The following is a 23,656-nucleotide window of genomic DNA, read 5'->3' on the forward strand; positions in this document are numbered from 1 at the left end:
TGCCCCCCCTACGCGCTTACGCGCGCCCCCCAGGGGGCGGCACTGGCGGACCGGCGGAGCCGGATCCGCTGTGCCCTGGGGAAAAACCAGGCTAGCGGGGGGTGGCGTGTTTTGGTTCCATGTGGGAAAGCCGAGCATGCCGTTCGACGCTGGCCTGGTTGTCGTATCTAGATGGCGGAGTGTGGGATGGATTTGACGACGTTTCTTATTCAGTGCCTGAACAGCGTGCAGTATGGATTGCTGCTGTTCCTGATCGCCAGCGGGCTGACGCTGATCTTCGGGATCATGGGCGTGATCAACCTGGCGCATGGCAGTTTCTACATGATCGGCGCCTACATGGCGTTCTCGCTGTCGTCGCTGACGGGCAATTTCGTGGCGGCGCTGGTGCTGGGCGTGGTGCTGGCGGTGGCGTTCGGGTATGTGCTGGAGTGGTGTTTCTTCAGTTTCCTGTATGAACGCGAGCACCTGCAGCAGGTATTGATGACCTACGGGCTGATCCTGGTGTTCGAGGAAATGCGCAGCATCCTGGTGGGCGACGACGTCCACGGGGTGCCGGTGCCCGACTGGCTGGCCGGCGGCATCGCCATCGGCAACGATATGACGTACCCGATCTACCGGCTGTTCATTTCCGGCATGTGCGTGCTGCTGGCCGTGGCCATGTACGCCGCGCTCAAGAAGACGCGGCTCGGCATGATGGTACGCGCCGGGGCGACCAACCGCGAAATGGTGCAGTCGCTCGGCATCAACATCTCGCTGCTGTATCGCATCGTCTTCGCCGTGGGCGTGGCCATCGCGGTGCTGGCCGGCATGATCGCGGCGCCGGTGTCCTCGGTGTATCCGGGCATGGGCGGATCGGTGCTGATCATCTGTTTCGTCGTCGTGGTCATCGGCGGCATCGGCTCGATCAAGGGCGCGCTGGTGGCCTCGCTGCTGATCGGCTTCGTCGACACCTTCGGCAAGGTGTTCTGGCAGCAGGCCGCCGGGGCGCTGATCTATGTGCTGATGGCCGCCATCCTGCTGTGGAAACCGGAAGGCCTCTTCAAACAAGGGACTTAGAGGCCCCCCCCTACGCGCTTCGCGCGCCCCCCAGGGGGCGATGCGAGAGGACCGGCAGAGCCGGATCCTCCGCATCCTGGGTCTAGTGCTTTTATTTTGGGTTGTGGCAGCGGCGCTTCGCTGGCTGCCAACGGGAGCAACGGTGGATATGGAATGAAAGCTTCTTCTCTTCTTGCCTGGATCGTGGCGCTGGCGGTGCTGGCCTTGCTGCCGGTGCTGCCCGAGCCGGTCGGCACGCCGTTCCACGTCGAGCTCGGCGCCAAGGTGCTGATCATGGCGATCTTCGCGCTGAGCCTGCAGCTGCTGGTGGGCTACACGGGACTGGTCAGCCTGGGGCACGCCGCCTACTTCGGCGCCGCGGCGTATGCGGTCGCGATGTTGACGCCGCGTTACGAGGCGGGCAACGGCTGGCTGCTGCTCCTGGCCGCCGTCGGATGCGCCGCCTTGCTGGCGCTCCTGATCGGCCTGCTGGTGATGCGCACGCGCGGCATCTATTTCATCATGGTCACGCTGGCCTTCGGGCAACTGGTGTACTTCGTGTTCCACGACGTCGAGGCCTTCGGCGGCAGCGACGGCACCTACATCTACAACAAGCCGGCCTTCACGCTGGCCGGGCGCAGCCTGGTGGACCTGGACCAGGCACCGCAGTTCTACTGGTTCACGCTGGCCGGGCTGGCCCTGACACTGGCCGTGCTGGGACTGGTGCTGCGGTCGCGCCTGGGCCACGCGCTGGTGGGCATCAAGCACAACGAGCCTCGCATGCGGGCGGCCGGCTACAACACCCTGGCCTACAAACTCGCCAGCTTCACCCTGGGCGGCGCGCTGGCGGGGCTGGCGGGCTTCCTGTATGCCACCCAGCACGGCTACGTCAATCCCGAACTGGTGTCCTGGCACCAGTCCGGCAACGCGCTGCTGATGATCATCCTGGGTGGGCTGGGCAGTCTGGCGGGCGCGGTGATCGGAGCCTTCGCCTTCGTCCTGCTGGCGGAGTGGTTCCAGGATCTGACCAAGCACTGGCAATTGCTCATGGGCGGCTTCATCATCCTCGCCGTCGCCTGGATGCCGCAGGGCCTGGCGGGAGGTTTCTCGCGCCTGCGCATGCCGCGCCGGGGACGGCCCCGCGCCCTGCCCCCCGCCGCCACGGCAGCCGGCGACAAGGCTTCCCCCACCCCGACCCCCGCTACGGAGCAGAGGACATGACGGCAGTGCTCCAAGCCCAGGGCCTGAGCCGCCACTTCGGCGCGCTCAGGGCCATCGACAACGTCTCGCTGTCGCTCGCCCCCGACCGCATCCATGCCGTAATCGGCACCAACGGCGCGGGCAAGTCGACCCTCATCCACCTGCTGTCCGGCGAGTTGCCGCCCACGGCCGGCCACGTCCGCCTGCATGGACGGGAAATCACCAACTGGTCGCAACCCCGCCGCGCGCAGGCGGGCATCGGGCGCAGCTATCAGCGCAACACGATCTTCCTGCCGCTGACGGTGCGCGAGAACTGCCGGCTGGCCGCGCAGGCTCGGACGCAGCGTCCCTGGCATTTCTGGCAATCGGCCCAAGCCTGCCGCGCCAGTCTGGACCGCGCCGATGAAGTCATGGAGCGTGCCGGGCTGGCCGCGGTGGCGGGCAAGATGGCCGCCAGCCTGTCGCACGGCCAGAAGCGCCAGTTGGAAGTGGCGATGTGCCTGGCTACCTCGCCCACGGTGCTATTGCTGGACGAGCCGCTGGCCGGCATGGGCGCGGAAGAGTCCGAACGCATGCTGGAGCTGCTGCGGCGGCTGCGGCAGGGCCATGCCATCCTGCTGGTCGAGCACGACATGGACGCGGTATTCGCGGTGGCGGACGACATCACCGTGATGGTCAACGGCAGCCCCATCGCCAGCGGGCTGCCGGCCGACGTGCGCAACAACCCGGACGTCCAGGAAGCCTACCTGGGCGCGGCCCACTGACCCCGGCGGCCGGAGAAAAGGAAGACAGATGGAAGCGCTCATCGACGCCAGCCAGGTGCACGCCTGGTACGGCAGCAGCCATATCCTGCACGGGGTGGATTTCCGCCTGGGACGCGGGGAAACCGTCGGCCTGCTGGGCCGCAACGGCATGGGGAAATCCACCCTTATCCGCACCCTGCTGGGCCACGTCAAGCAGCGCGACGGACGCATTTCGATAGGCGGCCGCGACCTGTCGCGCGGCAAGCCCTACGAAGCCGCCAAGGCCGGCATCGCCTACGTGCCCGAGGGGCGGGGCATCTTCCCCAACCTGACCGTGAAGGAAAACCTCGTCATGGCCGCGCGCCGCGGCGTCGACGGCCAGGCCGACTGGACGCTGGAACGCGTGCTGACTACCTTTCCCCGGCTGACCGAACGCATGGGCAACCTGGGCTGGCAGCTCTCGGGCGGCGAACAGCAGATGCTGTCCATCGGCCGCGCGCTGATGACCAATCCCAGCGCCGTCATCCTGGACGAAGCCACCGAAGGACTGGCGCCGCTGATCGTGGCCGAGATCTGGCGGGTGATCGGCGACATCCGGCGCAGCGGCCTGGCCACCCTGGTGGTGGACCGCAACTACCGGATGGTCATGGCCAATTCCGACCGGCTGGTCGTGATGGAGAAGGGCCGCATGGTGCTGGAAGGCCAGGCCGGGGATCTCGCCCACCGGCCCGAGGCGCTCAGCCGCTACCTGGGGGTGTAGCCCCGGGCGAGCCGCCCCGCTCAATCGTCGGCGGTCTCGCCCACCTGCTCCGGCGGGATCTCGAACACCTGGCGCAGGTAGGCCAGGTAGGCCTTGTCCTCGCACATGGTCTTCTCGGGCGTGTCGGACACCTTGGCCACCGGCTGGCCGTTGCACTTGACCATCTTCATCACCACCTGCAGGGGCTGGTAGCTCAGGTCGTTGGTCAGGTTGGTGCCGATGCCGAAGGCGGTGATGCAACGCCCCGCGAAGTGCTTGGCCAGGCTGATCGCCAGCGGGAAAGTCAGGCCGTCCGAGAACACCAGCGTCTTGGTGCGGGGATCCACCCGGTTCTGCTTGTAGTGCTCCAGCAGCCGCTCGCCCCAGTTGAAGGGATCGCCCGAGTCGTGCCGCGCGCCGTCGAACAGCTTGCAGAAATACATGTCGAAATCGCGCAGGAAGGCGCTCATGCCGTAGACGTCGGACAGCGCGATGCCCAGGTCGCCGCGGTATTCGCGCGCCCACACCTCGAAGCCGTAGATCTGCGAGTCGCGCAGGCGCGGCCCCAGGCCCTGGCAAGCCTGCAGGTATTCGTGCGCCATGGTGCCCAGCGGCGTCAACCCGTGCTTCATCGCGAAATACACGTTGCTGGTGCCCGCGAAATGCTCGCGCATCTGGTCCTTGAGCGTGATGATGACTTCCTCGTGCCAGGCCTTGGAGAAGCGGCGGCGCGTGCCGTAGTCGGCGATATGGAAGTCGCGCAGGTCGGGGTCGCCGCGCACCAGTTCCACCTTGCTCATCAGGCGCTGGCGGCCCTCGGCATAGGCCGGCACCAGGTGGTTGTTGCGGAAATAGACCTCGTTGACGATGGCCAGCACCGGGATCTCGAACAGGATGGTGTGAAGCCAGGGCCCCTGCACGATGATGTCGAGCTCGCCCGGCGACTGCGACCTGGACACCGAGATGCACCGCCGGGGCAGGTGGAACAGCCTCAGGAAGTCGACGAAATCGCTCTTGATGAAGCGCATGCCGCCAAGGTAGTCCAGCTCCTCCTGGGTGAAGCGCAGTTCGCACAGCGCCTCGATTTCTTCGCGGATCTCGTCCACATAGGGATGCAAGTCTATCCCCGGGGTACGGCACTTGTACTTGTACTCGACCTGCGCCGCGGGGAACTGATGCAGGACGACCTGCATCATCGTGAACTTGTAGAGGTCGGTATCCAGCAAAGACGTGATGATCATGGCTAAGAACCGCTCTGGTTGCCGTAGGGGGTGCCGATGTTGCCGGCGGTCATGCCGTAGACGTGCTCCACGCCGGGAAACGCGCCGGTCTCCACTTCCTGGGCATAGCGCCGGAAAGCCTGCAGGACCGCATCGCCGCCGGCGGGCGCCCCCACCATGTAGTTCTTGACGAACTTGGCGGGCGTGGCCGTGAGGCCCAGCATGTCGTGCAGGACGAGCACCTGGCCGGAACACGCCACCGAGGCGCCGATGCCGATGGTGATCAGTTGCACCGCCTCGCATACCTGGCGGGCGACGGGGTCGGGAACCGCCTCGATCACCATCATGGCCGCGCCAGCCGCCTCGACCGCGCGGGCATCGGCGACGATGCGGCGCGCCTCGGCGTCTTCCTTGCCCTGCACGCGGTAGCCGCCCAGGGCATGCACGTGGGATGGCAGGAGGCCGATGTGGCCGCAGACGGGAATGCCGCTGCGGGTCAGCAGTTCGATGGTGGGCGCCAGTTCGGCCCCGCCCTCGATCTTGACCATCTGCGCGCCGGCCTGCATCAGCGTCACGGCGTTGCGCAGGGCCTGCTGCGGGCTTTCCTGGTAGGTGCCGAAGGGCATGTCCGCCAGCAGGAACGGACGCCGGGTGCCACGCGCGACGCAGGAGACGTGATAGGCGATGTCCTGCAACAGGACCGGCAGCGTCGAATCCCTGCCCTGCACGAGCATGCCCAGCGTGTCGCCCACCAGGATGCAATCGACCTCCGCGTCCTCCATGACCTTGGCGAAACCGGCGTCGTAGCACGTCAGCATGGAAATCTTCCGCCCCGCGGCAAGCTTCTTGCGCAGGACGTTCAGGGTGGATCGCATCGTACGGTCTCCGGGGATGCCTGTTGTGTAACCGAAGAAAATAGCACAAGAGAGGACTTACCCCCGCCCAAGACCGCCCCTCCACCGCCCACTCCCATGGCCCTTCAAGGGGAATGGCCGGCCGAACCGCCCGAGTCCGGTAAAATCATGGGCTGACCTGAACTTTTATCCAGCATCGTCCTGGAGCCGCCTATGACTCACGTCGTGACCGAGAACTGCATCAAGTGCAAATACACCGATTGCGTGGATGTCTGCCCGGTCGACTGCTTTCGCGAAGGCCCGAACTTCCTGGTGATCGATCCCGACGAGTGCATCGACTGCGCCGTCTGTATCCCCGAATGCCCGGCCAATGCCATCCTGGCCGAGGAAGACGTCCCCGCCAACCAGATGCATTTCATCCAGATCAACGCCGACCTGTCGCAAAGCTGGCCCAGCATCACGCGCACCAAGCCGCCCCTGCCCGACGCCGACGAGTGGAAGGACAAGGAAGGCAAGCTGGATCTCCTAGAGAGGTAGGCCCCCCCCTACGCGCTGACGCGCGCCCCCCAGGGGGCGGCACTGGCGGACCGGCGGAGCCGGATCCGCTGTGCCCTGGGGTAACCCGCCGCCCGGAATTAATGGATTGATGTCGGACAAGTACACCGTCGAGACGGTTACCTGGGTCAAGACCTGGGTGCCGCACAAGCTCTTCTCGTTCCGCACCACGCGCTCGCCCGGCTTCCGGTTCGTGCCGGGGCAGTTCGCGCGGCTGGGCATCGAGCGCCCGGATCCGGACGCCGAGGACGGGTCGGGCCGCCGCATCGTCTGGCGGGCCTATTCGATCGTGTCGGCGCCCTACGACGATTTCCTGGAGTTCTTCTCCATCGTCGTGCCCGACGGCGAGTTCACCAGCGCGCTCGAGCACCTGCGCGAAGGCGACAAGCTTTACGTCGACAAGACCAATTTCGGCTTCCTGACCACCGCCGCGTTCCCCAGCGGCAAGGATCTGTGGATGCTGGCCTCCGGCACGGGGCTCGCCCCGTTCGTTTCCGTCCTGCAGGACCTGGAGGTGTGGGAGACCTACGATCATCTGATCGTGGTCCACAGCGTGCGCACGGCCGAGGAACTGGTCTACCGGGACACCATAGAAGGGCTGCGCGACCACGAGGTCTTCGGCGAATTCTGCCGGGAACAGCCGGGCAAGCTGATCTACCTGCCCTCGGTCACGCGCGAGCGGGTCGAGGGCGCCATGGATGCCCGCATCACGGCGCTGATCGCCAGCGGCGAGCTGGAACGCCGGGCCGGCGTCACGCTGGATCCGTCGCGTTCGCGCATCATGTTGTGCGGCAACCCCGAAATGGTGTCTGATTTGCGCAAATTGCTGGCGGAACGCGGTTTCGGGGCCTCCCGGCGGGGTAAACCAGGCAATCTGGCCGTGGAAAACTATTGGTGACACCGAGTTGCGCGGCCGGCGTGACACACCGATTGTGCAATGCAATATAATCGGTTTACTGGTGAATCGATTGCCCACCCCGTGGTCTGGAGCAAGGATGCTGTACCAATTACATGAATGGCAGCGCGCCCTGTTGACGCCCTTTGCCCACTTCGCCGATGCGTCGGCCCAGTTGTTCTCGAATCCCTATAGCCCGCTTGCCTACACCCCGCTGTCGCGGCGGCTGGCGGCCGGCTACGAGCTGCTGTACCGGCTGGGCAAGGACTACGAGAAACCGGCCTGGGATCTGCCCACCACCACGCTCGACGGCGCCGAGGCCACCGTCACGGAACAGATCGCGGCGGCCCGGCCCTTCTGTAACCTGGTGCATTTCGTGCGCACCCCGGTGTCGCCCCGCAAGGCCGCGGCCCGGCGCAAGCCCGACCCCACGGTGCTGCTGGTGGCGCCGCTGTCCGGCCACCACGCCACGCTGCTGCGCGATACCGTGCGCGCCCTGCTGCCCGAACACGACGTCTACGTCACCGACTGGATCGACGCCCGCATGGTGCCGCAGTCGGCCGGCCCCTTCCACCTGGCCGACTACGTCGACTACATCCGCGACTTCATCGGCCAGCTGGGCCCGGACGTCCATGTCATCTCGGTGTGCCAGCCCACGGTGCCGGTGCTGGCGGCGGTATCGCTGATGGCTTCGGACAACGACCCCAAGCTGCCGCGCAGCATGATCATGATGGGCGGCCCCATCGACCCGCGCAAGTCCCCCACGCAGGTCAACAACCTCGCCAAGACCAAGCCTTACTCCTGGTTCGAGAACACCCTCATCCACCGGGTGCCGCCGCGCTTCCCCGGCTCGGGGCGCAAGGTCTATCCCGGCTTCCTGCAGCACGCGGGCTTCGTCAGCATGAATCCCGACCGCCACCTCAAATCGCACTACGACTTCTATCTGGACCTGGTGCGCGGCGACGATGATGATGCCGAGGCCCACCGCCGCTTCTACGACGAGTACAACGCGGTCCTGGACATGCCCGCCGAATACTACCTGGACACGATACGCACCGTGTTCCAGGACTTCGAGCTGCCGCGCGGCGTCTGGAAGGTGAACGGCCACCTGGTCAAGCCTTCCGACATCCGCTCGGTGGCGCTGTTCACGATCGAAGGCGAGCTGGACGACATCTCGGGGTCGGGCCAGACCCAGGCCGCGCAGGACCTGTGCAGCGGCATCCCGGCGGATCGCAAGCGCCATTTCACCGCCCCGCGCTGCGGGCACTACGGCATTTTCTCGGGCCGGCGCTGGCGCGAAGTCATCTGTCCCCAGATCGCCGAGTTCATCCGCCAGCACCGGGACGCGGCTTGACCGGAAGCCAGCCGTGAATCGGGTCGATCTCGTCGATGCGCAACTGCCGCAGACCCAGTGTACCAAGTGCGGCTATGACGGCTGCCGGCCCTATGCGCAGGCGCTGGTCGATGACGAGGTACCCATCAACCGCTGTCCGCCCGGAGGCGATGTCGGCATCGCCAGGCTGGCGGCGGTGCTCGGCAAGCCCATCCTGCCCCTGGACGAGACGCGGGGCCGGCATCTTCCCCTGCAGGTAGCCCGTATCGACGAGCAGCATTGCATAGGCTGCACGCTGTGCATCCAGGCCTGCCCGGTGGATGCCATCGTGGGCGCCAACAAGGCCATGCATACCGTGCTGGCGGCCCTGTGCACGGGCTGCGACTTGTGCGTGGCCCCCTGTCCCGTCGATTGCATCAGCATGGAGCCCGTCGAACCGGCGCGCGCCTGGACCGACGGCGACGCCGCCGCGGCCCGCGCCCGCCACCAGCGTCGCCAGGCGCGGCTGGACCGCGAGAGCCGCGAGGACCAGGAGCGGCTGCGCGCCCGTTCGGCCGTGGCAGAGCCTGCGTCCCCCGCCCTGCCGGCCGAAGCGCAGGCCGGCGATCAGGCGGCCGAGCGCAAGCGTGCCATACTGGAGGCCGCTCTCGCCCGGGCCCGTTCCCGGCGCGCGCACTGACCTCGTCCTTCATCACAACAACGGCCCAAGCCGTGTCCGCATGAACACCGCCAAACGACTAGCGATCTTCGAGCGCCTGCGCGCCGCCAATCCCTCCCCCCAGACCGAACTCGAATACGGGTCGACCTTCCAGTTGCTGATCGCCGTCATGCTGTCGGCGCAGGCCACGGACAAGTCGGTCAACCTGGCCACGCGGCGCTTCTTCCCCGAACACGGCACGCCCGAGCGGCTGCTGGCCCTGGGCGAAGAGGGGCTGAGCCAGTACATACGCACCATAGGCCTGTACAAGACCAAGGCCAAGAACGTGATCGCCACCTGTCGCATCCTGCTGGAACAGCACGGCGGGGAAGTACCCGCCGACCGCGACGCGCTGGAGGCCCTGCCGGGCGTGGGCCGCAAGACCGCCAACGTGGTGCTCAACACCGCCTTCCGGCAGGTGGCCATGGCGGTCGATACGCACATCTTCCGGGTCTCCAACCGCACCGGCATCGCGCCGGGCAAGACCGTGCGCCAGGTCGAGGACAAGCTGCTCAAGGTCGTGCCCAAGGAGTTCCTGCTGGACGCCCACCACTGGCTGATTCTGCATGGACGCTACATCTGCGTCGCGCGCAAGCCCAAATGTCCGCAATGCGGCATCGCCGACCTGTGCGAATACAAGGACAAGACGCCGGCCACCGCCTAGGGCGGCTCGCGGCCGGGTACGCGGTTTGCGTCGGCAGGCTTGAGCGGGGATGTCGCGCGGCGCGACAATTCCCCTGCCAAGCTTGTGAAAAGGAGCACACCATGTCCAACAGTACCTTGCTAGGCACGGGCGAAAGCCTGCCGGAAGACAGCAGCAAGAACGGCAAACTCGGTCCCAGCGATACCTCCGACTCCGGCAGCGATCTGGCCGGGCTGCCCGAGGACGAGGCCGGCACGGATTCGAGCAGGACGGGAGAACGGCTCTCCGTCGACCCCGACGAGGAAGAACGTACCGGCGCCGACGTGCTGCCCGACGAGGTGGTGGACGAGGAACGCCTGGCCCGCTCGCACCCCGGCGACGACGAAGACGACGCGACCCGCGCCCGTTGACATCCCGGGTAGCGCTCGGGGTCAGTGCTGCATGGCGCGGGATTCCCGGGAATCCATGGCATCGGACGGCCTGGCCTGCACCTTGTCGCTCAGGACGGGAGCGGCCACGGGGTCGAAGTCCACCCAGTCGCCGTCGCGCCACCGGCCCTCGGCCTGCTCCACGTCCTTGCCGCCGCAGTCCCTGAGCACCTGCGCGGCGGCGGCTTCGGTGGCAACGGTGACGTGGACGGCCGTCAGGACGCCGGCGCGCCGCATTCCCGTGCTGTGGCCGGCCCGGTAGGCGCGCGAAGCGCTGCGGGTGGCCACCAGTGCGCCGCCCAGCGAGCCGATGTAGGCGCCGACACCCACCGCGATGATCAGCGCGAGCACGGAGCCGGCGGCATACAGCCAGACGATGGAGCCGATGACGGCTCCGAGCAGGCCCAGCAGGGCAGCGCCCGCCACGGCGCCGCGCCGGGTCTTGCGCGCGCCCGGGTCGGCGGCCTGGTCTCCGCCCAGGGGATAGCGGTCATGCTGGCCGGCGGGATTGACGAAGAAGATGGAGACGTCCTCATGGGCAAAGCCGGCGGCGAACAGTTTGCGGCCGGCCTCCTCGGCCTCGGGAAAGGAGTCGAAACGGGCAGCGACGATGAGCGACACGGCAATCTCCTCGAATCACGGATGAGGAGTTGCCAGCACGTAGCGTGCCGCGCCTTATTCGCCCGGCGGCGCGGGAGGCGGAGGAGGCAGCTCGGGATCGATGGGATCGGGCTGCTGGGCCGGCGGCACCGGCGGATCCCCCACCGGCTGGTTGGGGGGATCGCCGACCGGTGGCGGATCCTTGACGGGAGGATCCGGGGGAACGGAATGCGCGTACGACGGGGACATATCAGGGCTCCATGGCGCTTGGCGCCTTTCGCGACGGCAGCAGGCGCGCTCAAGAAACCGGCACGTCCTGCATGTCCGCCTCGCGGGCGTCGTCTGCGGCGTAATCCTCCAGCCGGTTGTAGAGCGTCTTCAGGCTGATGCCCAACACTTCGGCCGCGTGCTTCTTGACTCCCCCGCAGTGCTGCAGGGTGGCGAAGATCAGCCGCCGGTCCGCCTCAGCAAGCGATGTACCCACGGGTATGGTGACGATGGGCTCGCTTTCCGTCTTGCCGGCAGGCGCCAGTTGAATGGGCGCCGCCACCGTGTCGATCAGGCCGCCATCGGTCATGATGAAGGCACGATGCACGTAGTTCTTCAGTTCGCGCACGTTGCCGGGCCAGGCATGCGAGGCCATGTCGGCCAGCATGGCGGGCGAGAAGGCCTTGGCCGACTTGTGCGTCTCGTTGAGCATGTCGAGGAAACTCTGGGCCAGGAGTTCGACGTCCTTGGCCCGCTCGCGCAAGGGCGGAAGATGGATGGGAAAGACGTTCAGGCGGTGATAGAGATCTTCCCGCAGCTTGCCGTCGGCCACCGCTTCCTGCGGGTTGCGGTTGGTGGCGGCAATGATGCGCACGTCGCATTCGGTTTCCTGGTTGGTACCGACGCGCATGAACAATCCGGTCTCGAGCACGCGCAGCAGCTTGACCTGGAGCTCGATGGGCATCTCCGTGATCTCGTCCAGGAACAGCGTGCCGCCGTGCGAACGTTCGAAATAGCCCTTGTGCTGGCGCTCGGCGCCGGTGAAGCTGCCGCGCTCGTGGCCGAACATCTCGCTCTCGATCAGGTTGGGCGAAATCGCGCCGCAGTTCACCGCCAGGAACGGGCGCTTGCGCCTCAGGCTCAGGTCGTGCAGCGTCTGGGCCGCCAGCTCCTTGCCCGTGCCGCTTTCGCCGATCAGCAGCACGGTCGCCTCGGTGGGCGCGACCTTGCCGATCTGGTCGTACAGGTCCTGCATGGCGGGAGAACCGCCCAGCATGCGGCCGAAGCGGCCGAAGCGGCGCAGCTCGCCGCGCAGCGAACCGATCTCGGCCTTCAGGTCGCCCGCCCGCGGAATGCGGTCCAGGATGGCCTTGAGGCGCTGCATGTTGATCGGCTTGATGAGATAGTCGGCCGCGCCCAGGCGAAGGGCGTCGACCGCGCTCTCCACGCTGGCGTGGCCGGTGATCAGGATGACCTCCACGGGGATGGACGGGTCCAGCTCCTTGAACAGGTCCATCCCGCTGCCGTCCGGCAGCTTCAGGTCGGTCAGCACGACGTCGGGACTCTGGCGCACGATCTGAATGCGGGCCTCCCGGAGGTCGCCCGCAACGGCGTTGGTGAACCCCTCGGCGCTGACGATTTCCGCCAGGGCTGCCCGGGTATTCGGTTCGTCGTCCACGATCAGGACATGCGGCATGCAGTCAGGCTCCTCGATACGATGAGGTTGGAAACGGGGGGACGGAAACGGCGGCTAGCGCCTGGGCGCGAGCAGGCCTATGACGACGCCCACCGCGATGGCGATGCCCACCGCCCGCCAGGGATTGTCATGGACATAGGCATCGGTCTGGGCGGACGCCTGCCGGTAGGACTCGGCGGCGCTGCGGCGCGCGTCCTGGAACAGGTCCTGGGCCCGGTCCAACTGGTCGCGCAGCCGCGCCCGCGCCGCCTCGAGTTCGCCGCCCGCGTGGCCGGCGGTGTTCCGCAGGAGCGCCTCGGCATCCTCGACCAGGCTCCGAACCTGGCCGATGGCGCCCTCCACGTCGCGCAGTCCCGCAACCCGATACTTGCCCATATTCGCTCCTTTTGACGTTCCAGACGCCATCCCTATCGTCGGAACGCTCCAAGCAGGAGCGTGACCACGAAGACGATGACGAAAATATAAAACAGGATCTTCGCGATCTCCGCCGCTCCGGAGGCGATCCCGCCAAACCCGAATAATGCGGCAATCAAGGCAATTACGAAGAAAATGGCTGCCCATCGCAACATTGCTTACTCCTTGTATAGACTGCCCCAGGGGCCGCGGGGACGGATCCGGCGCGGTGTTCGGCCCCATGCCGCCGCAGTTTCCGTTCCGCCCCGCGCTCCCCTGGCCCAAGTGCAAGCAATAGGTAAGAATTACATGAAAACTTGTAAATTCCCCCGACCCGCGCGGGGCTTGCGACAGCCCGTTACCATACCCCCCGCGACCGGCTTCCTGGACGGGGGACGCCTTGCTTAGAATGGGACTCCCGCCCTGCCGTGGGCACTCCCGCCCCGGCCCCACCCTGGAGACTCATGCGGAAGGAACAGGCGATGCGCCCTGACGAAGCCTTGGCACCGATCCTGGACACCGATACGCCCTACGAGGCGTCCGGCCCCGCCGCCCCGATCGCGGCCGAACCCGTGCGCCCGGCTCCGCCGCCCCAGCACTACGGGCTGCTGTACGGCGCCTCGATACCCATGCGGGAGCTGTACCAGCAGATCGACAAAGTGGCGCCCACCGCGCTGACGGTGCTTATCGTGGGCGAAAGCGGCACGGGCAAGGAATTGGTCGCGCGCACCCTGCACGAGAAGAGCCCGCGCGATACCGGCCCCTTCATCCCGGTCAACTGCGGTGCCATCCCCTCGACGCTGATCGAGGGAGAACTGTTCGGACACGAGAAAGGCAGCTTCACCGGCGCCATCCAGCAGCACGTGGGATATTTCGAACGTGCGGCCGGCGGCACCATCTTCCTGGACGAGATCACGGAAATGGCCCCGGAGATGCAGATCAAGCTGCTGCGCGTGCTGGAGACCTCGGCCTTCCACCGTGTCGGCGGAACGGAACAGATTTCCGCGGACGTCCGGGTCATCGCCGCGACCAACCGCGATCCCCAGGTGGCGGTGCGGGAAGGACGCTTCCGCGAAGACCTGCTCTATCGGCTGGCGGTGTTCCCGCTGCGGGTCCCGCCGCTGCGCGAGCGTCCCGCCGACATCGAACTGCTGGCCCAGCGCTTCCTCGACCAGCTCAACGCAACCGAGAAGACCCGCAAGCGTTTCGCCCGCGGCACCCTGGACGGCCTGCGCCAGTACCACTGGCCGGGCAACGTCCGGGAACTGAAGAACGCCGTGCACCGGGCGTTCATTCTGGCCGACGACGAGGTCGAGGTGCAGAATCCCGAACCCGCTCCGCGCAATCGCCGGGTGGTCCGGCGCGAGGGCAGCCTGGAACTGGCGGTGGGGATACCGCTGCCCGACGCGCAGCGGGAGCTGATCCTCGCGACGCTGGCCCACTTCGGCGGCGACAAGCGCCAGGCTGCCAGCACGCTGGGCATCAGCCTCAAGACGCTCTACAACCGGCTGGACACCTACAAGCACGGCGGCGACGCCTAGAACCGCCGCTACAGCCACCGCTCCAGCAGGCGCGACATGAATTCCTTGAGCCTGTCCGTCAGCGGCCGCCGCTTCCACTGCTCCAGTGACACCGGTTCGGACGCCTGCCTGTCGCGCTCGAACAGGGCTTCCATCTGGGCGCCGAAATCGGCGCCCAGGATCACCGCGTTGATCTCGTGGTTCAAGGTGAAGCTGCGCCAATCGAGATTGCTGGATCCGGCCGTGGACCAGACGCCGTCCACCACGGCGGTCTTGGCGTGCAGCAGCGCATCCTTGCGCTCGTAGATCTTCACGCCGGCCTCGAGCAGTTCTTCGTAGTGGGATCTGCCGGCATGCAGCACGATCGAGAAATCGCTGAATCCCGGCAGCAGCAGCGTCACGTCGACACCACGGCGCGCGGCATCGGCCAGGGCCTCGATGAAGCCCGGATCGGGCACGAAATAGGCCATGGTGATGTGCACGGACCGTTGCGAGCTGTTGATGGCGGACAGCAGCGTCAGGTAGATGGCGTGGTTGTCCGCCGAACCCGGGCGGTTGACCAGGATACGGACCACGTGCGGCCCGCGCCGGGGCTGCTGCGGCAGAAAATCGAGATCGCCCAGCGGCGGCCCGCCCTGGCTGCGCCACCCCTCCAGGAACACCCGCTCCACGTCGGGCACGGCGGGACCGCGGATGCTGATGTGCGTGTCCCGCCAGGGCGCGTCCTGCTGGCTGCCGGCGTCGTGGGCCCGGGCCGAACCGGCCACCGGCCGGGACGCGTACACGTCGCTCAGGTTGATGCCGCCCACGAAGGCGATCTCGCCATCAACCACCAGGATCTTGCGATGGCTGCGCTCGTTGATGGACCATCCGCCCCGGCTCTTGAGCGGGTTGACGGGATTGAAGAAGACCACCTGGACGCCGGCCTGCCGCATGCGGTCGAAAAGATCGGGCGGCACGGACAAGGTGCCGATGTCATCGACCATGACGGCCACGGCGACCCCCTGCGCACGCTTGGCGATGAGCATCTCGGCGATGCGGTTGCCGATCTGGTCGTCCTCGAAGATGTAGCTTTCCAGGTGTATGAAGCGGCGAGCGGCGCCTATGGCCTCTTCCATGGCGCGGTAGGTGCTGGGCCCGTCGCCGAAGAGCCGCACTTCGTTGCCGACGACCAGCGGCGCATCGGCCACGGCTTCCTCGACCTGCAGGTGCCGCGCCAGGAAATCACCCGCCTGGGCCCGCGCGTCCAGTTGCTGGATGATGCGGCGGCTCTCGCGGTAGGTCAGCAGCCCCGCGTCGCTGGAGATGCGTACCTTGCGGCGCGGCTCCACGCCGCTGGCCGGATCGGGAAGCGGACTGGCGCAGTGGCACAACAGCGCCGCGCACAGGCCGTACAGGAGGACGCGCAGGAAGCTTCGCATGTTCTTCTCATTCTGTTACGAGACAGACCCGTTTCGTCGAGCATGGACCCTGGCCGCCGGCGACCGCACCGGTAAAACTTACCGGACCGGCAAGAGCTGCACGCTATTTTCCACCGTCCGGCGCGCCGTGCCTACGTCTTCGCATTGGCACGAAGCTTGCAAGTAGGGGGATTGCGACATCAACGGCCGACCCTCCGGCCAAGCATGGGAGACAGCATTGGTTCAAGCTACTTACGACATGCGTGTGCGGCAGCAACTGTCCTTGACGCCCAGGCTCCAGCAGTCCGTCAAGTTGTTGCAGATGTCCGCGCTCGAGTTCACACAGGAGCTGCAGCAAGCCATCGCGAACAATCCCTTCCTGGAGGAAGACGACCAGGAAGCCTCTTCGGGGGCGCAAGCCGGCGATTCGATCCTTTCCGTGGACCGCAACACCACCGGCTCCGCCGAGGCCGACGATGCCCAGGAACCCCCACCGCCCACGTTCGACCCGGAACCCTATGGCGGCAGCTACGCCGGCACCCGGACGCGCGACGACGATGGCGAGAATCGTCCCGACATCGGGCAGTGGACGCACAGTTCCATGGGGCTGCACGACCACCTGCACCAGCAGTTGTGCGGCTACCGGCTCGGGGACCGCGACCGGCTGCTGGCCGAGATCATCATCGAGGCGCTGGACGAGGACGGCTATCTGCGCCAGGACTTCGACGATCTGGCGGCCACGCTCGCCGTACAACCCGCCCCCACGCACGACGAATGGATGGTCGCCCTGACCCTGGTCCAGCACCTGGACGCTCCGGGGCTTGCCGCGCGCAACCTGGGAGAATGCCTGCGCCTGCAGCTGGCAGCGCTGGCCGAGACGACGCCGGGGCGCGCGCTGGCGATGGCGATCGCCGACCGCTACCTGGACCTGATGGCGCGCCGCGAGACGGCCGAACTGCGCCGCCGGCTGGGATGCAACGACGAAGACCTGGCGGTGGCCTGCCGCCTTATTCGCAGCCTGACGCCCCGGCCGGGCCTGGCGTTCTCGGAAGAAGGCACCGACCATATCGTGCCGGACGTGATCGTGCGCAAGGTCCGGAACAAATGGGTGATCTCCACCAATCCCGCGGTCATGCCCAAGGCTCGCCTGCACCACGCCTATGCCAACCTGTTCCGCAAGGCGCGCTGCGACGACCGCGCCCCGCTCGCGCAGGAACTGCAGGAAGCACGCTGGCTGATACGCAACGTCGAACAGCGCTTCACCACCATCCAGCGCGTGGCCGAGGCCATCGTCGCGCACCAGCGCACCTTCTTCGATTATGGCGAGATCGCGCTCAAGCCGCTGGTGCTGCGCAAGGTGGCCGAAGAACTGGACCTGCATGAATCCACGGTGTCGCGGGCGACGAACAACAAGTACATGGCCACGCCGCGCGGCGTGTTCGAGTTCAAGCATTTCTTCTCGCGCGAACTGGCCACCGAAACCGGCGGCCGATGTTCGGCCGCCGCCGTGCGGGCGCTGATCCGCGACATGATCGCCGCCGAGGATCGCCGCGACCCCCTGTCCGACGTCTCGTTGACCAGGATGCTGGCCGAACAGGGCGTGGTGGTGGCACGGCGCACCGTCACCAAGTACCGCGACCTGATGAAGCTGCCGCCCGCGGAATTGCGCAAACAGCCGTGAGCCGTTAAAACGCGGGGACAGGGGTATCCCCCACTCGCGGAACCTGCCGATGCGAACAAAAGGAATCCTTGCCGCCGTTGCTGGAGTCGTCGTCCTTCTGGTTGTCGCCGCCTTGCTGACCGACTGGCGCTTCCTGCGGGGGCCGGTGGAAAGACTGGCCACCGAAAGGCTGGGGCGGCAAGTGGTGCTCGAGGACTTCCGCATGCGGCTGCGGCCCGTCACCCGCATCCGCCTGCACGGGCTGGCCGTGAACAACATTCCCGGCGCCAAGCCCGAGCGCATGCTGCAGGCCGAATCCATCGAGGTCCAGGTCCGGCTGCTGCCCCTGCTGCGGCACGCCGTCGTGCTGGACCTGCTGTCGGTGGACGGCGCCCAGGCCCATCTGGCCCGCGATGCGTCGGGCGCCAACAACTGGACCCTGGCCCGGCAGGACGATGGCGGACCGCCCCCCGACGTGGTGGTGCGCGCGCTGTCCTTGAACCGCGTGAAGGTGAACTACGACGACCGCGTGCTGAAGGCCGATGCCTACTTGCAGGCCGACAGCATGGAGACGCCCGCCTCCGGGCCGGCCTACGGGATGAAGCTGGAATTCGGCGGCCACTACCATGACGCCGCCTTCGGCGGCGTGGCGCGCACCGGCGGCATCCTGACGCTGCGCGATTCGGGTACGCCCTTTCCGTTCTTCATCGATGCCAAGGGCGGCCCCACCCGCATCCGGGCCGAGGGCCAGGTGGGCGATCCGTTCGGCGATGCCTCCGTGGACGTGGCGCTGGACATCGCCGGGCCGACCCTGTCCACGCTGTATCCGTACATCAACCTGCCCCTGCCCACCACCCCGCCCTACCGCATCAAGGGCCGATTGAAGCGCGACGGCATGAACTTCGGCCTGACGGGCATGGACGGCAGGATAGGCTCGACCGACATCTCCGGCGACGCCAGCTACGAGATGCGCCGCGACAAGCCCATGCTGCGCGCCAAGCTCAAGAGCCGCGTGCTGGACATGAAGGATCTCGGCCCCCTGATCGGCGTGCGCGACGATGCCACGGCGCAGAAGGAGCAGGCCGCGCCCCGGCCGGCGGCCGACCGCCGCATCCTGCCCGACGCCGAGTTCAGGCTGGAGCGGCTCAACGCCATCGACGCCGACGTCACGCTGGACGCGGGCGACGTGCGCGTGCGAGGCCCCTGGGCCTTCGACGATTTCTCGGCCCACCTCGTGCTGCAGGACGGCGTGCTCAAGCTGGTGCCGCTGAATTTCGGCTATGCGGGCGGCGAGCTGCGCTCGGACATCACGCTGGACGCACGCCAGCCGGTGATACGCACCGACGCCCATATCGGCGTGCGGCGGGCCCGGCTGAACCGGCTGTTCCCCGACGTGAAACTGATGCAGAAAAGCGAGGGTACGCTGGGCGCCGACGTGAAGCTCAAGACCGCCGGCAACTCGATACGGGCCATGCTGGGGCGTGCCGACGGCACCGTGGGCGTGGCCGTGACCGGCGGCGAGATCTCCAACCTGCTGGTCGAGGCCATCGGCCTGGACGCCTCCCAGGCGCTGGGATTCCTGATCGGCGGAGACAAGGACACGCGGCTGCGCTGCGCGGTCGCCACCTTCGGGGTCAAGGACGGCATCGCCACTTCGCAGGCCCTGGTCGTCGACACCGACGACACGCGCATCGACGGCCATGGGACCATAGACCTGCGCAACGAACGCCTGGGGCTGCGCTTCGAACCCCGGCCCAAGGACAAGAGCATACTGGTGGCCCGCTCGCCCATCGACATCGTCGGCACTTTCGGCGCCCCCGACTTCAAGATCGACAAAGCCTCGCTGTTCGCGCGCGCGGGCGCTTCCGTCGCGCTGGCATTCATCAATCCGCTGGCCGCGCTGATCCCGCTGATCGAGACCGGCCCCGGCACCGACGCCGACTGCCAGGGCCTGCTGGCCAACCTGCGCGAGGCCCGCCGCAACGCCGATACCGCCGCCCCCAAGGGCAAGGCGCGCTAAACGGCCCCGCCCGCTTCAGCGTTCGTTGCGCGGCACGCTCGGCTCGCGCCGGCCTCCGCTGGAGCGCAGGTCGGTGTCTTCCTGGCCCGATTGCACATCCTCGTAGGCCTGCTCGATCACCTTGCGCGGCGCGCTTTCCTGGCTGTCGTGCGATTCGTCGTGCTCGTGGGGCAGCCGCGGCTCGCCCCGGCCCATGTCGTCCTGGGCCCGGGTCCGTTCCGGCCGCCGCTTCTCGGGTTCCTTCATGCTCGGCTCCTTATCGCGCCAGCCGCAGGCCGGCGTACTGCCAGCGCGAGCCAGGCGCAAAGAAATTGCGGTACGTGACACGGATGTGACTGCGAGGCGTGGCGCAGGACCCGCCCCGCAGCACCATCTGGTTGATCATGAACTTGCCGTTGTATTCCCCCACCGCGCCGGCGGCGGGACGAAAACCCGGATACGGCAGGTAGGCGCTTTGCGTCCACTCCCAGACACCGCCCAGGAAACCGGGCGCATCGGCGCGCAGCCGCGCTGGATGCAGCAGCCCCGACTCGGCGAAGTCCCCATCGGCCGGCAGGCCGGCGCCTTCGGCCATGGCCCGCGCGGCCGCGATTTCCCATTCCTGTTCCGTCGGCAGCCGGGCGCCCGCCCACCGGGCATAGGCATCGGCCTCGTAATAGCTCAAGTGGCAGACGGGCTCGGCCGGGTCCATGGGGAGCGGCCCGGCCACCGTATGGCACATCCATCGGCCGTCGCGCCGCATCCAGTACAGCGGCATGTCCCATCCACCGCGCACGCGCGCATCCCAGCCGTCGGACAACCACAAGTCCGGCCGGCGATAGCCGTCGTCCTCGATGAAGGCCAGGTATTCCGCATTCGAGACCGGGCGCTGCGCCAGTTCGAACGCATCGACCCACACGCGGTGCCGCGGCGCCTCGTTGTCGAAGGCAAAGCCTTCGCCCGCATGCCCCACGTCCGCCAGTCCCTCGTCATAGCGCAGGAATGCCGCCGGCCCGGGTTCCGACGGCGGTTCCTTGGCCCGGGCCGGCCGCCACGCGGGCAGCAGAGGGTTGTGCCAGAAGTGGTGCTTCAGGTCGGTCGCGATCAGTTCCTGGTGCTGCTGTTCGTGATGCAGGCCGAGCTCGACCAGCGCCAGCGCCCGCGGCGGCGCGTCATCGTCCATCCAGGCCAGCAGGCGTTCCAGCACCGACTGCTGGTAGGCCATGACCCGGTCCAGCGACGGACGCGAGAGCAGCCCCCGCTGGCCGCGCGGATGCCGCTCGCCGACGCCCACGTAGTAGGAGTTGAACAGCTCGCGGAAGGCGGGATCGAAGGGCCTGAAGCCCGGCTGCCACGGTTCGAGCACGAAGGTCTCGAAGAACCACGCGACGTGGCCGACGTGCCACTTGACCGGACTGGCCTCGGGCATGGACTGCAGCATGCAGTCCTCGGGCGTCAACCCGTCCAGGAGGGCCAGCGTCGCCTCGCGCACGGCCGCCACGCGGCGGGCCAGCAACTCGGGAACGAACACATCGTCGCGCGCGTTCATCGCTGGGCCAGGAAAACGCCGAACCACGAACGGGGATCGGTCCACATGTTGCGCACCGAAAAACCCGCCTGCGCCAGCATGGCATCGAACTGCGCCGGCGTGTACTTGTAGGAATGCTCGGTCACGATGTCCTCGCCTGCCTCGAATATCCGCTCCGACGTCCCCCAGCATACGCGCTGCCGCTGCCGGGCCCGCAGCCGCATCTCGATACGGCCGTGGCCATCGTCGAAGCGCGACTCATGGTCGAACTCGGCCGGCTGGAAGTCGCTGCCCAGCACCCGGTTGCATACGCGCAGCACGTTGCGGTTGAATGCCGCCGTCACGCCCAGGTCGTCGGCATAGGCGCGCTCCATCACGCGCCTGTCCTTGCGCAGGTCGGCGCTGATCAACAGACTGCCGCGCGGACCGGCCTGGCGGCAGATCGCGGCCATCAGCGCGACGGCTCGCTCCGGATCGAAGTTGCCGATGGACGATCCGGGGTAGAAAAACACCGGCGGATGCTCCTCGATATCGACCAGGTGGCGGCGCAGGTCCAGGTCGCCCGAGAAGTCCGCCTCCACGGCCACGCAGGCGATCTGGGGGAATTTGCGCCCCAGCGCCGCCACCTCGTGCCGCAGGCAGTCGGCGGCGATGTCCACGCCCAGATATCGGCAGGCGTCCACGTGGGCCAGCCAGGAACGGGACTTCGCGCAATCTCCGCAGCCCAGGTCCACCCACTGGATGCGGCGCGGCAGGGACCGGGCGATGGCCGGACGATGGGCCTCGAAGATGGCCCGCTCGGTGCGGGTCGGGTAGTACTCCTCGAGTTCGCAGATGGCGTTGAACAGGACGCACCCTTGCGCGTCGTAAAGAAACTTCGGATCGATATGGGCCTGCGCATCCCGCAGGCCGGCGGCCAGTTCCGCCGCGCGATTGTCGAGCGGCGCCGTATCGGCGCGCCGCCCGGGGGACGGCGCGCCTTCCATCGAAAAGGCGGTGTCGTTCCCGGCCATTCTGTGCGCGGGACCTCGAAGCATGGTGGTCAATATGGGCTCCTTGGGGGACAGCGGCAGAGTGTCCGCCCCGGGCCGTAGCAAGCGCAATGCCCGGCCGCGGCCGTCGGACATGGGCCCTATCTATACGCTTGTCGCTTCCCGGGGAACAGGAATGGGATGTAACCCTTGCCTACGACGCTGCGAAAGGAGCCCGCATTTGACCGTAAACCGAAACAAACTATGGCGGCCACCCCTGTTTTTCCCTCATGGAACAGCCCCTAAGCTGATGGCTGTCGCGACGGTTTCCCTCCGTCCCCCCACCATCAAGGAGTTTCCATGAACATCGCCATCCTCGGCGCCACCGGCAACGTCGGCAGCCGCCTCGTCAACGAAGCCCTGGCCCGCGGCCACCACGTCACTGCCCTCGCCCGCCACGCCTCGAAGCTCGCCGCACGCCCCGGCCTGGAGACCCTGGACGTCGACCTGGCCGACGGCGCGAAGCTGGCCGACGCCCTGCGCGGCAAGGACGCGGTCATCAGCAGTGTGCGCTTCGCCACCTCGCCTCTGGCCGCCGTCCTCGGCCCCGTCAGGCAGGCCGGCGTGCGGCGACTGCTGGTAGTGGGCGGCGCCGGCAGCCTGGAGGTGGCTCCCGGAATCGCGCTGGTGGACACGCCGACGTTCCCGGCCGAGTACAAGCCCGAGGCGCTGGCCGGGCGTGACTGGCTGAACGCCCTGCGGACCGAGAAGGACCTGGATTGGACGTTCCTGTCGCCCTCGGCGCTGTTCACGCCGGGCGAGCGCACGGGCACGTTCCGCCTGGGCGGCGATACGCTGCTGACCGCGGCGGACGGCCGCAGCTGGATCTCCATGGAAGACTTCGCCATCGCGATGCTGGACGAAGTGGAAAAGCCCGCGCATACGGGGCGGCGCTTCACCGTCGGATACTGATGGCGTCGCGGCGGGGCAACGCGAACCGCGACGCCCGCCCCGGGGCCGTTACATGTAGCGACGATTGCAACAGCCCGCACAAACCGCCGGCCGGAAATCGCCCCTACAGTCGGACTATCGCAGTTTCGGAGAATCTGTATGAAACGGCTGGCAATGGCAGGGCTGATGGCCGCGGCCCTCTTGGCCGTCAGCGCGACGGCCCAGGCCCGCGTGAGCGTATCCATAGGCATCGGCATACCAGGTATCGTCTATGGCCCGCCACCGGTCTACGTGGCCCCCGCGCCGGTCTACGTGCCCCCGCCTCCCCCCGTCATGGTGATCCCCGGGCCGGTCGGCTACGTGCCCTACGACCCGTACTGGCGGGAAAGGCGCTGGGAACAGGAGCGGCGCTGGGAGCGCGAGCGCTACCGCGAAGAGCGCCACTACCGGCGCCACGGCTACCGCGATTGAACGACGGCCCCTAGACGGGGCCGTTTCTTTTTGCCGCCGGCCGCCCCCGAAGGCGCGACCGAATGTCGCGACTTGACGTAGATCATTGTCACGTACGGCCGAGCACTGATACCTTAGGCGTAGCCCAACGTACAACG

26 protein-coding genes are annotated in these 23,656 nt (G+C 67.4%); 15 read left to right on the plus strand and 11 right to left on the minus strand.

All coding sequences use genetic code 11. The features are described from left to right. The first annotated feature begins 186 nt into the window (after positions 1-186). From R4823_RS18005 to R4823_RS18020, 4 genes are all read left to right on the plus strand, one after another. Positions 187-1,056, plus strand: coding sequence for a branched-chain amino acid ABC transporter permease (locus tag R4823_RS18005; RefSeq protein ID WP_338615666.1), 870 nt, complete (start codon positions 187-189; stop codon positions 1,054-1,056). A 153-nt stretch (positions 1,057-1,209) separates the two neighbouring features. Then, complete coding sequence (locus tag R4823_RS18010) at positions 1,210-2,256, plus strand: branched-chain amino acid ABC transporter permease (RefSeq protein ID WP_338615668.1); 1,047 nt, start codon at positions 1,210-1,212, stop codon at positions 2,254-2,256. Next, positions 2,253-2,999 carry an ABC transporter ATP-binding protein gene (locus R4823_RS18015; protein WP_087841399.1) on the plus strand — a complete coding sequence of 249 codons (747 nt, stop codon included), beginning with the start codon at positions 2,253-2,255 and terminating at the stop codon, positions 2,997-2,999. The genes R4823_RS18010 and R4823_RS18015 overlap by 4 nt, the downstream gene beginning before the upstream one ends. 28 nt (positions 3,000-3,027) lie before the next feature. Beyond that, the gene (locus R4823_RS18020; RefSeq protein WP_087841400.1) at positions 3,028-3,738 is read left to right on the plus strand and encodes an ABC transporter ATP-binding protein; all 711 of its coding nucleotides are present in this window, start codon (positions 3,028-3,030) and stop codon (positions 3,736-3,738) included. A 20-nt stretch (positions 3,739-3,758) separates the two neighbouring features. On the opposite strand, the gene pncB is transcribed toward R4823_RS18020, so the two are convergent. After that, the gene (gene pncB, locus R4823_RS18025; protein ID WP_087841401.1) at positions 3,759-4,958 is read right to left on the minus strand and encodes a nicotinate phosphoribosyltransferase; all 1,200 of its coding nucleotides are present in this window, start codon (positions 4,956-4,958) and stop codon (positions 3,759-3,761) included. 2 nt (positions 4,959-4,960) lie between these two features. Beyond that, positions 4,961-5,812: a 3-methyl-2-oxobutanoate hydroxymethyltransferase gene (panB, locus tag R4823_RS18030; protein ID WP_087841402.1), complete on the minus strand. Its 852-nt coding sequence runs from the start codon at positions 5,810-5,812 to the stop codon at positions 4,961-4,963. Positions 5,813-6,004: 192 nt separating this feature from the next. Between panB and fdxA the strand changes: the two genes are divergently transcribed. The 6 genes from fdxA to R4823_RS18060 all read left to right on the plus strand — a co-directional run bounded on the left by fdxA (position 6,005) and on the right by R4823_RS18060 (position 10,324). Continuing rightward, positions 6,005-6,328, plus strand: coding sequence for a ferredoxin FdxA (gene fdxA / locus R4823_RS18035; protein WP_087841403.1), 324 nt, complete (start codon positions 6,005-6,007; stop codon positions 6,326-6,328). Positions 6,329-6,437: 109 nt separating this feature from the next. Next, on the plus strand, positions 6,438-7,244 hold the full coding sequence (locus tag R4823_RS18040) for a ferredoxin--NADP reductase (RefSeq protein WP_087841526.1): 807 nt from the start codon (positions 6,438-6,440) through the stop codon (positions 7,242-7,244). 97 nt (positions 7,245-7,341) lie between these two features. Beyond that, positions 7,342-8,595: a polyhydroxyalkanoate depolymerase gene (gene phaZ / locus R4823_RS18045; RefSeq protein ID WP_087841404.1), complete on the plus strand. Its 1,254-nt coding sequence runs from the start codon at positions 7,342-7,344 to the stop codon at positions 8,593-8,595. A gap of 13 nt (positions 8,596-8,608) precedes the next feature. Continuing rightward, the gene (gene rsxB, locus R4823_RS18050) at positions 8,609-9,253 is read left to right on the plus strand and encodes an electron transport complex subunit RsxB (RefSeq protein ID WP_087841405.1); all 645 of its coding nucleotides are present in this window, start codon (positions 8,609-8,611) and stop codon (positions 9,251-9,253) included. A gap of 40 nt (positions 9,254-9,293) precedes the next feature. Then, entirely contained in the window at positions 9,294-9,935 is a 642-nt protein-coding gene (gene nth, locus R4823_RS18055; protein WP_087841406.1) for an endonuclease III, read from the plus strand. A 101-nt stretch (positions 9,936-10,036) separates the two neighbouring features. Beyond that, on the plus strand, positions 10,037-10,324 hold the full coding sequence (locus R4823_RS18060; protein ID WP_243724578.1) for a hypothetical protein: 288 nt from the start codon (positions 10,037-10,039) through the stop codon (positions 10,322-10,324). Positions 10,325-10,345: 21 nt separating this feature from the next. Here the strand turns inward: R4823_RS18060 and R4823_RS18065 are convergent, their stop codons facing one another. The 5 genes from R4823_RS18065 to R4823_RS18085 are packed head-to-tail and all read right to left on the minus strand — an operon-like array spanning position 10,346 to position 13,195. Further along, positions 10,346-10,963 (minus strand): hypothetical protein, encoded by a 618-nt coding sequence (locus tag R4823_RS18065; RefSeq protein WP_243724577.1) that lies wholly within the window; start codon positions 10,961-10,963, stop codon positions 10,346-10,348. A 54-nt stretch (positions 10,964-11,017) separates the two neighbouring features. Continuing rightward, on the minus strand, positions 11,018-11,191 hold the full coding sequence (locus R4823_RS18070) for a hypothetical protein (RefSeq protein WP_165963223.1): 174 nt from the start codon (positions 11,189-11,191) through the stop codon (positions 11,018-11,020). A 49-nt stretch (positions 11,192-11,240) separates the two neighbouring features. Then, positions 11,241-12,626 (minus strand): sigma-54 dependent transcriptional regulator, encoded by a 1,386-nt coding sequence (locus R4823_RS18075; RefSeq protein ID WP_087841407.1) that lies wholly within the window; start codon positions 12,624-12,626, stop codon positions 11,241-11,243. A gap of 54 nt (positions 12,627-12,680) precedes the next feature. After that, entirely contained in the window at positions 12,681-13,001 is a 321-nt protein-coding gene (locus tag R4823_RS18080; protein ID WP_087841408.1) for a DUF883 family protein, read from the minus strand. A gap of 32 nt (positions 13,002-13,033) precedes the next feature. After that, on the minus strand, positions 13,034-13,195 hold the full coding sequence (locus tag R4823_RS18085; protein WP_087781354.1) for a DUF1328 domain-containing protein: 162 nt from the start codon (positions 13,193-13,195) through the stop codon (positions 13,034-13,036). A gap of 288 nt (positions 13,196-13,483) precedes the next feature. On the opposite strand from R4823_RS18085, the gene R4823_RS18090 reads away from it, so the two are divergent. Further along, the gene (locus R4823_RS18090; protein ID WP_243724576.1) at positions 13,484-14,560 is read left to right on the plus strand and encodes a sigma-54 dependent transcriptional regulator; all 1,077 of its coding nucleotides are present in this window, start codon (positions 13,484-13,486) and stop codon (positions 14,558-14,560) included. A gap of 8 nt (positions 14,561-14,568) precedes the next feature. Here R4823_RS18090 and cls read toward each other — a convergent pair whose 3' ends face one another. Beyond that, a complete protein-coding gene (cls, locus tag R4823_RS18095; protein WP_087841409.1) occupies positions 14,569-15,960 on the minus strand; it encodes a cardiolipin synthase in 1,392 nt (463 codons plus the stop codon). A gap of 217 nt (positions 15,961-16,177) precedes the next feature. Here cls and R4823_RS18100 point away from each other — a divergent pair, with 217 nt between their 5' ends. Then, a complete protein-coding gene (locus tag R4823_RS18100; protein WP_254914689.1) occupies positions 16,178-17,620 on the plus strand; it encodes an RNA polymerase factor sigma-54 in 1,443 nt (480 codons plus the stop codon). A 49-nt stretch (positions 17,621-17,669) separates the two neighbouring features. Next, positions 17,670-19,619, plus strand: coding sequence for an AsmA family protein (locus R4823_RS18105; protein ID WP_087841411.1), 1,950 nt, complete (start codon positions 17,670-17,672; stop codon positions 19,617-19,619). Positions 19,620-19,634: 15 nt separating this feature from the next. On the opposite strand, the gene R4823_RS18110 is transcribed toward R4823_RS18105, so the two are convergent. Genes R4823_RS18110 through egtD form a run of 3 tightly spaced genes read right to left on the minus strand, consistent with a single transcriptional unit; the run spans position 19,635 to position 22,139 of the window. Further along, positions 19,635-19,865, minus strand: a complete 231-nt coding sequence (locus tag R4823_RS18110; RefSeq protein ID WP_087841412.1) for a hypothetical protein — start codon at positions 19,863-19,865, stop codon at positions 19,635-19,637. A 10-nt stretch (positions 19,866-19,875) separates the two neighbouring features. Continuing rightward, positions 19,876-21,147 carry an ergothioneine biosynthesis protein EgtB gene (gene egtB, locus R4823_RS18115; protein ID WP_087841413.1) on the minus strand — a complete coding sequence of 424 codons (1,272 nt, stop codon included), beginning with the start codon at positions 21,145-21,147 and terminating at the stop codon, positions 19,876-19,878. Next, complete coding sequence (gene egtD, locus R4823_RS18120; protein WP_165963222.1) at positions 21,144-22,139, minus strand: L-histidine N(alpha)-methyltransferase; 996 nt, start codon at positions 22,137-22,139, stop codon at positions 21,144-21,146. Before egtD ends, egtB begins: the two co-directional genes overlap by 4 nt. A 318-nt stretch (positions 22,140-22,457) precedes the next feature. On the opposite strand from egtD, the gene R4823_RS18125 reads away from it, so the two are divergent. Then, positions 22,458-23,069 (plus strand): NAD(P)-dependent oxidoreductase, encoded by a 612-nt coding sequence (locus tag R4823_RS18125; RefSeq protein WP_087841415.1) that lies wholly within the window; start codon positions 22,458-22,460, stop codon positions 23,067-23,069. Between the two features lie 138 nt (positions 23,070-23,207). Beyond that, complete coding sequence (locus tag R4823_RS18130; protein WP_087841416.1) at positions 23,208-23,519, plus strand: hypothetical protein; 312 nt, start codon at positions 23,208-23,210, stop codon at positions 23,517-23,519. Positions 23,520-23,656 lie beyond the last annotated feature (137 nt).

This window comes from Pigmentiphaga sp. CHJ604 (assembly GCF_036972535.1).
GTDB classification, from domain to species: Bacteria; Pseudomonadota; Gammaproteobacteria; order Burkholderiales; family Burkholderiaceae_B; genus Pigmentiphaga; species Pigmentiphaga daeguensis.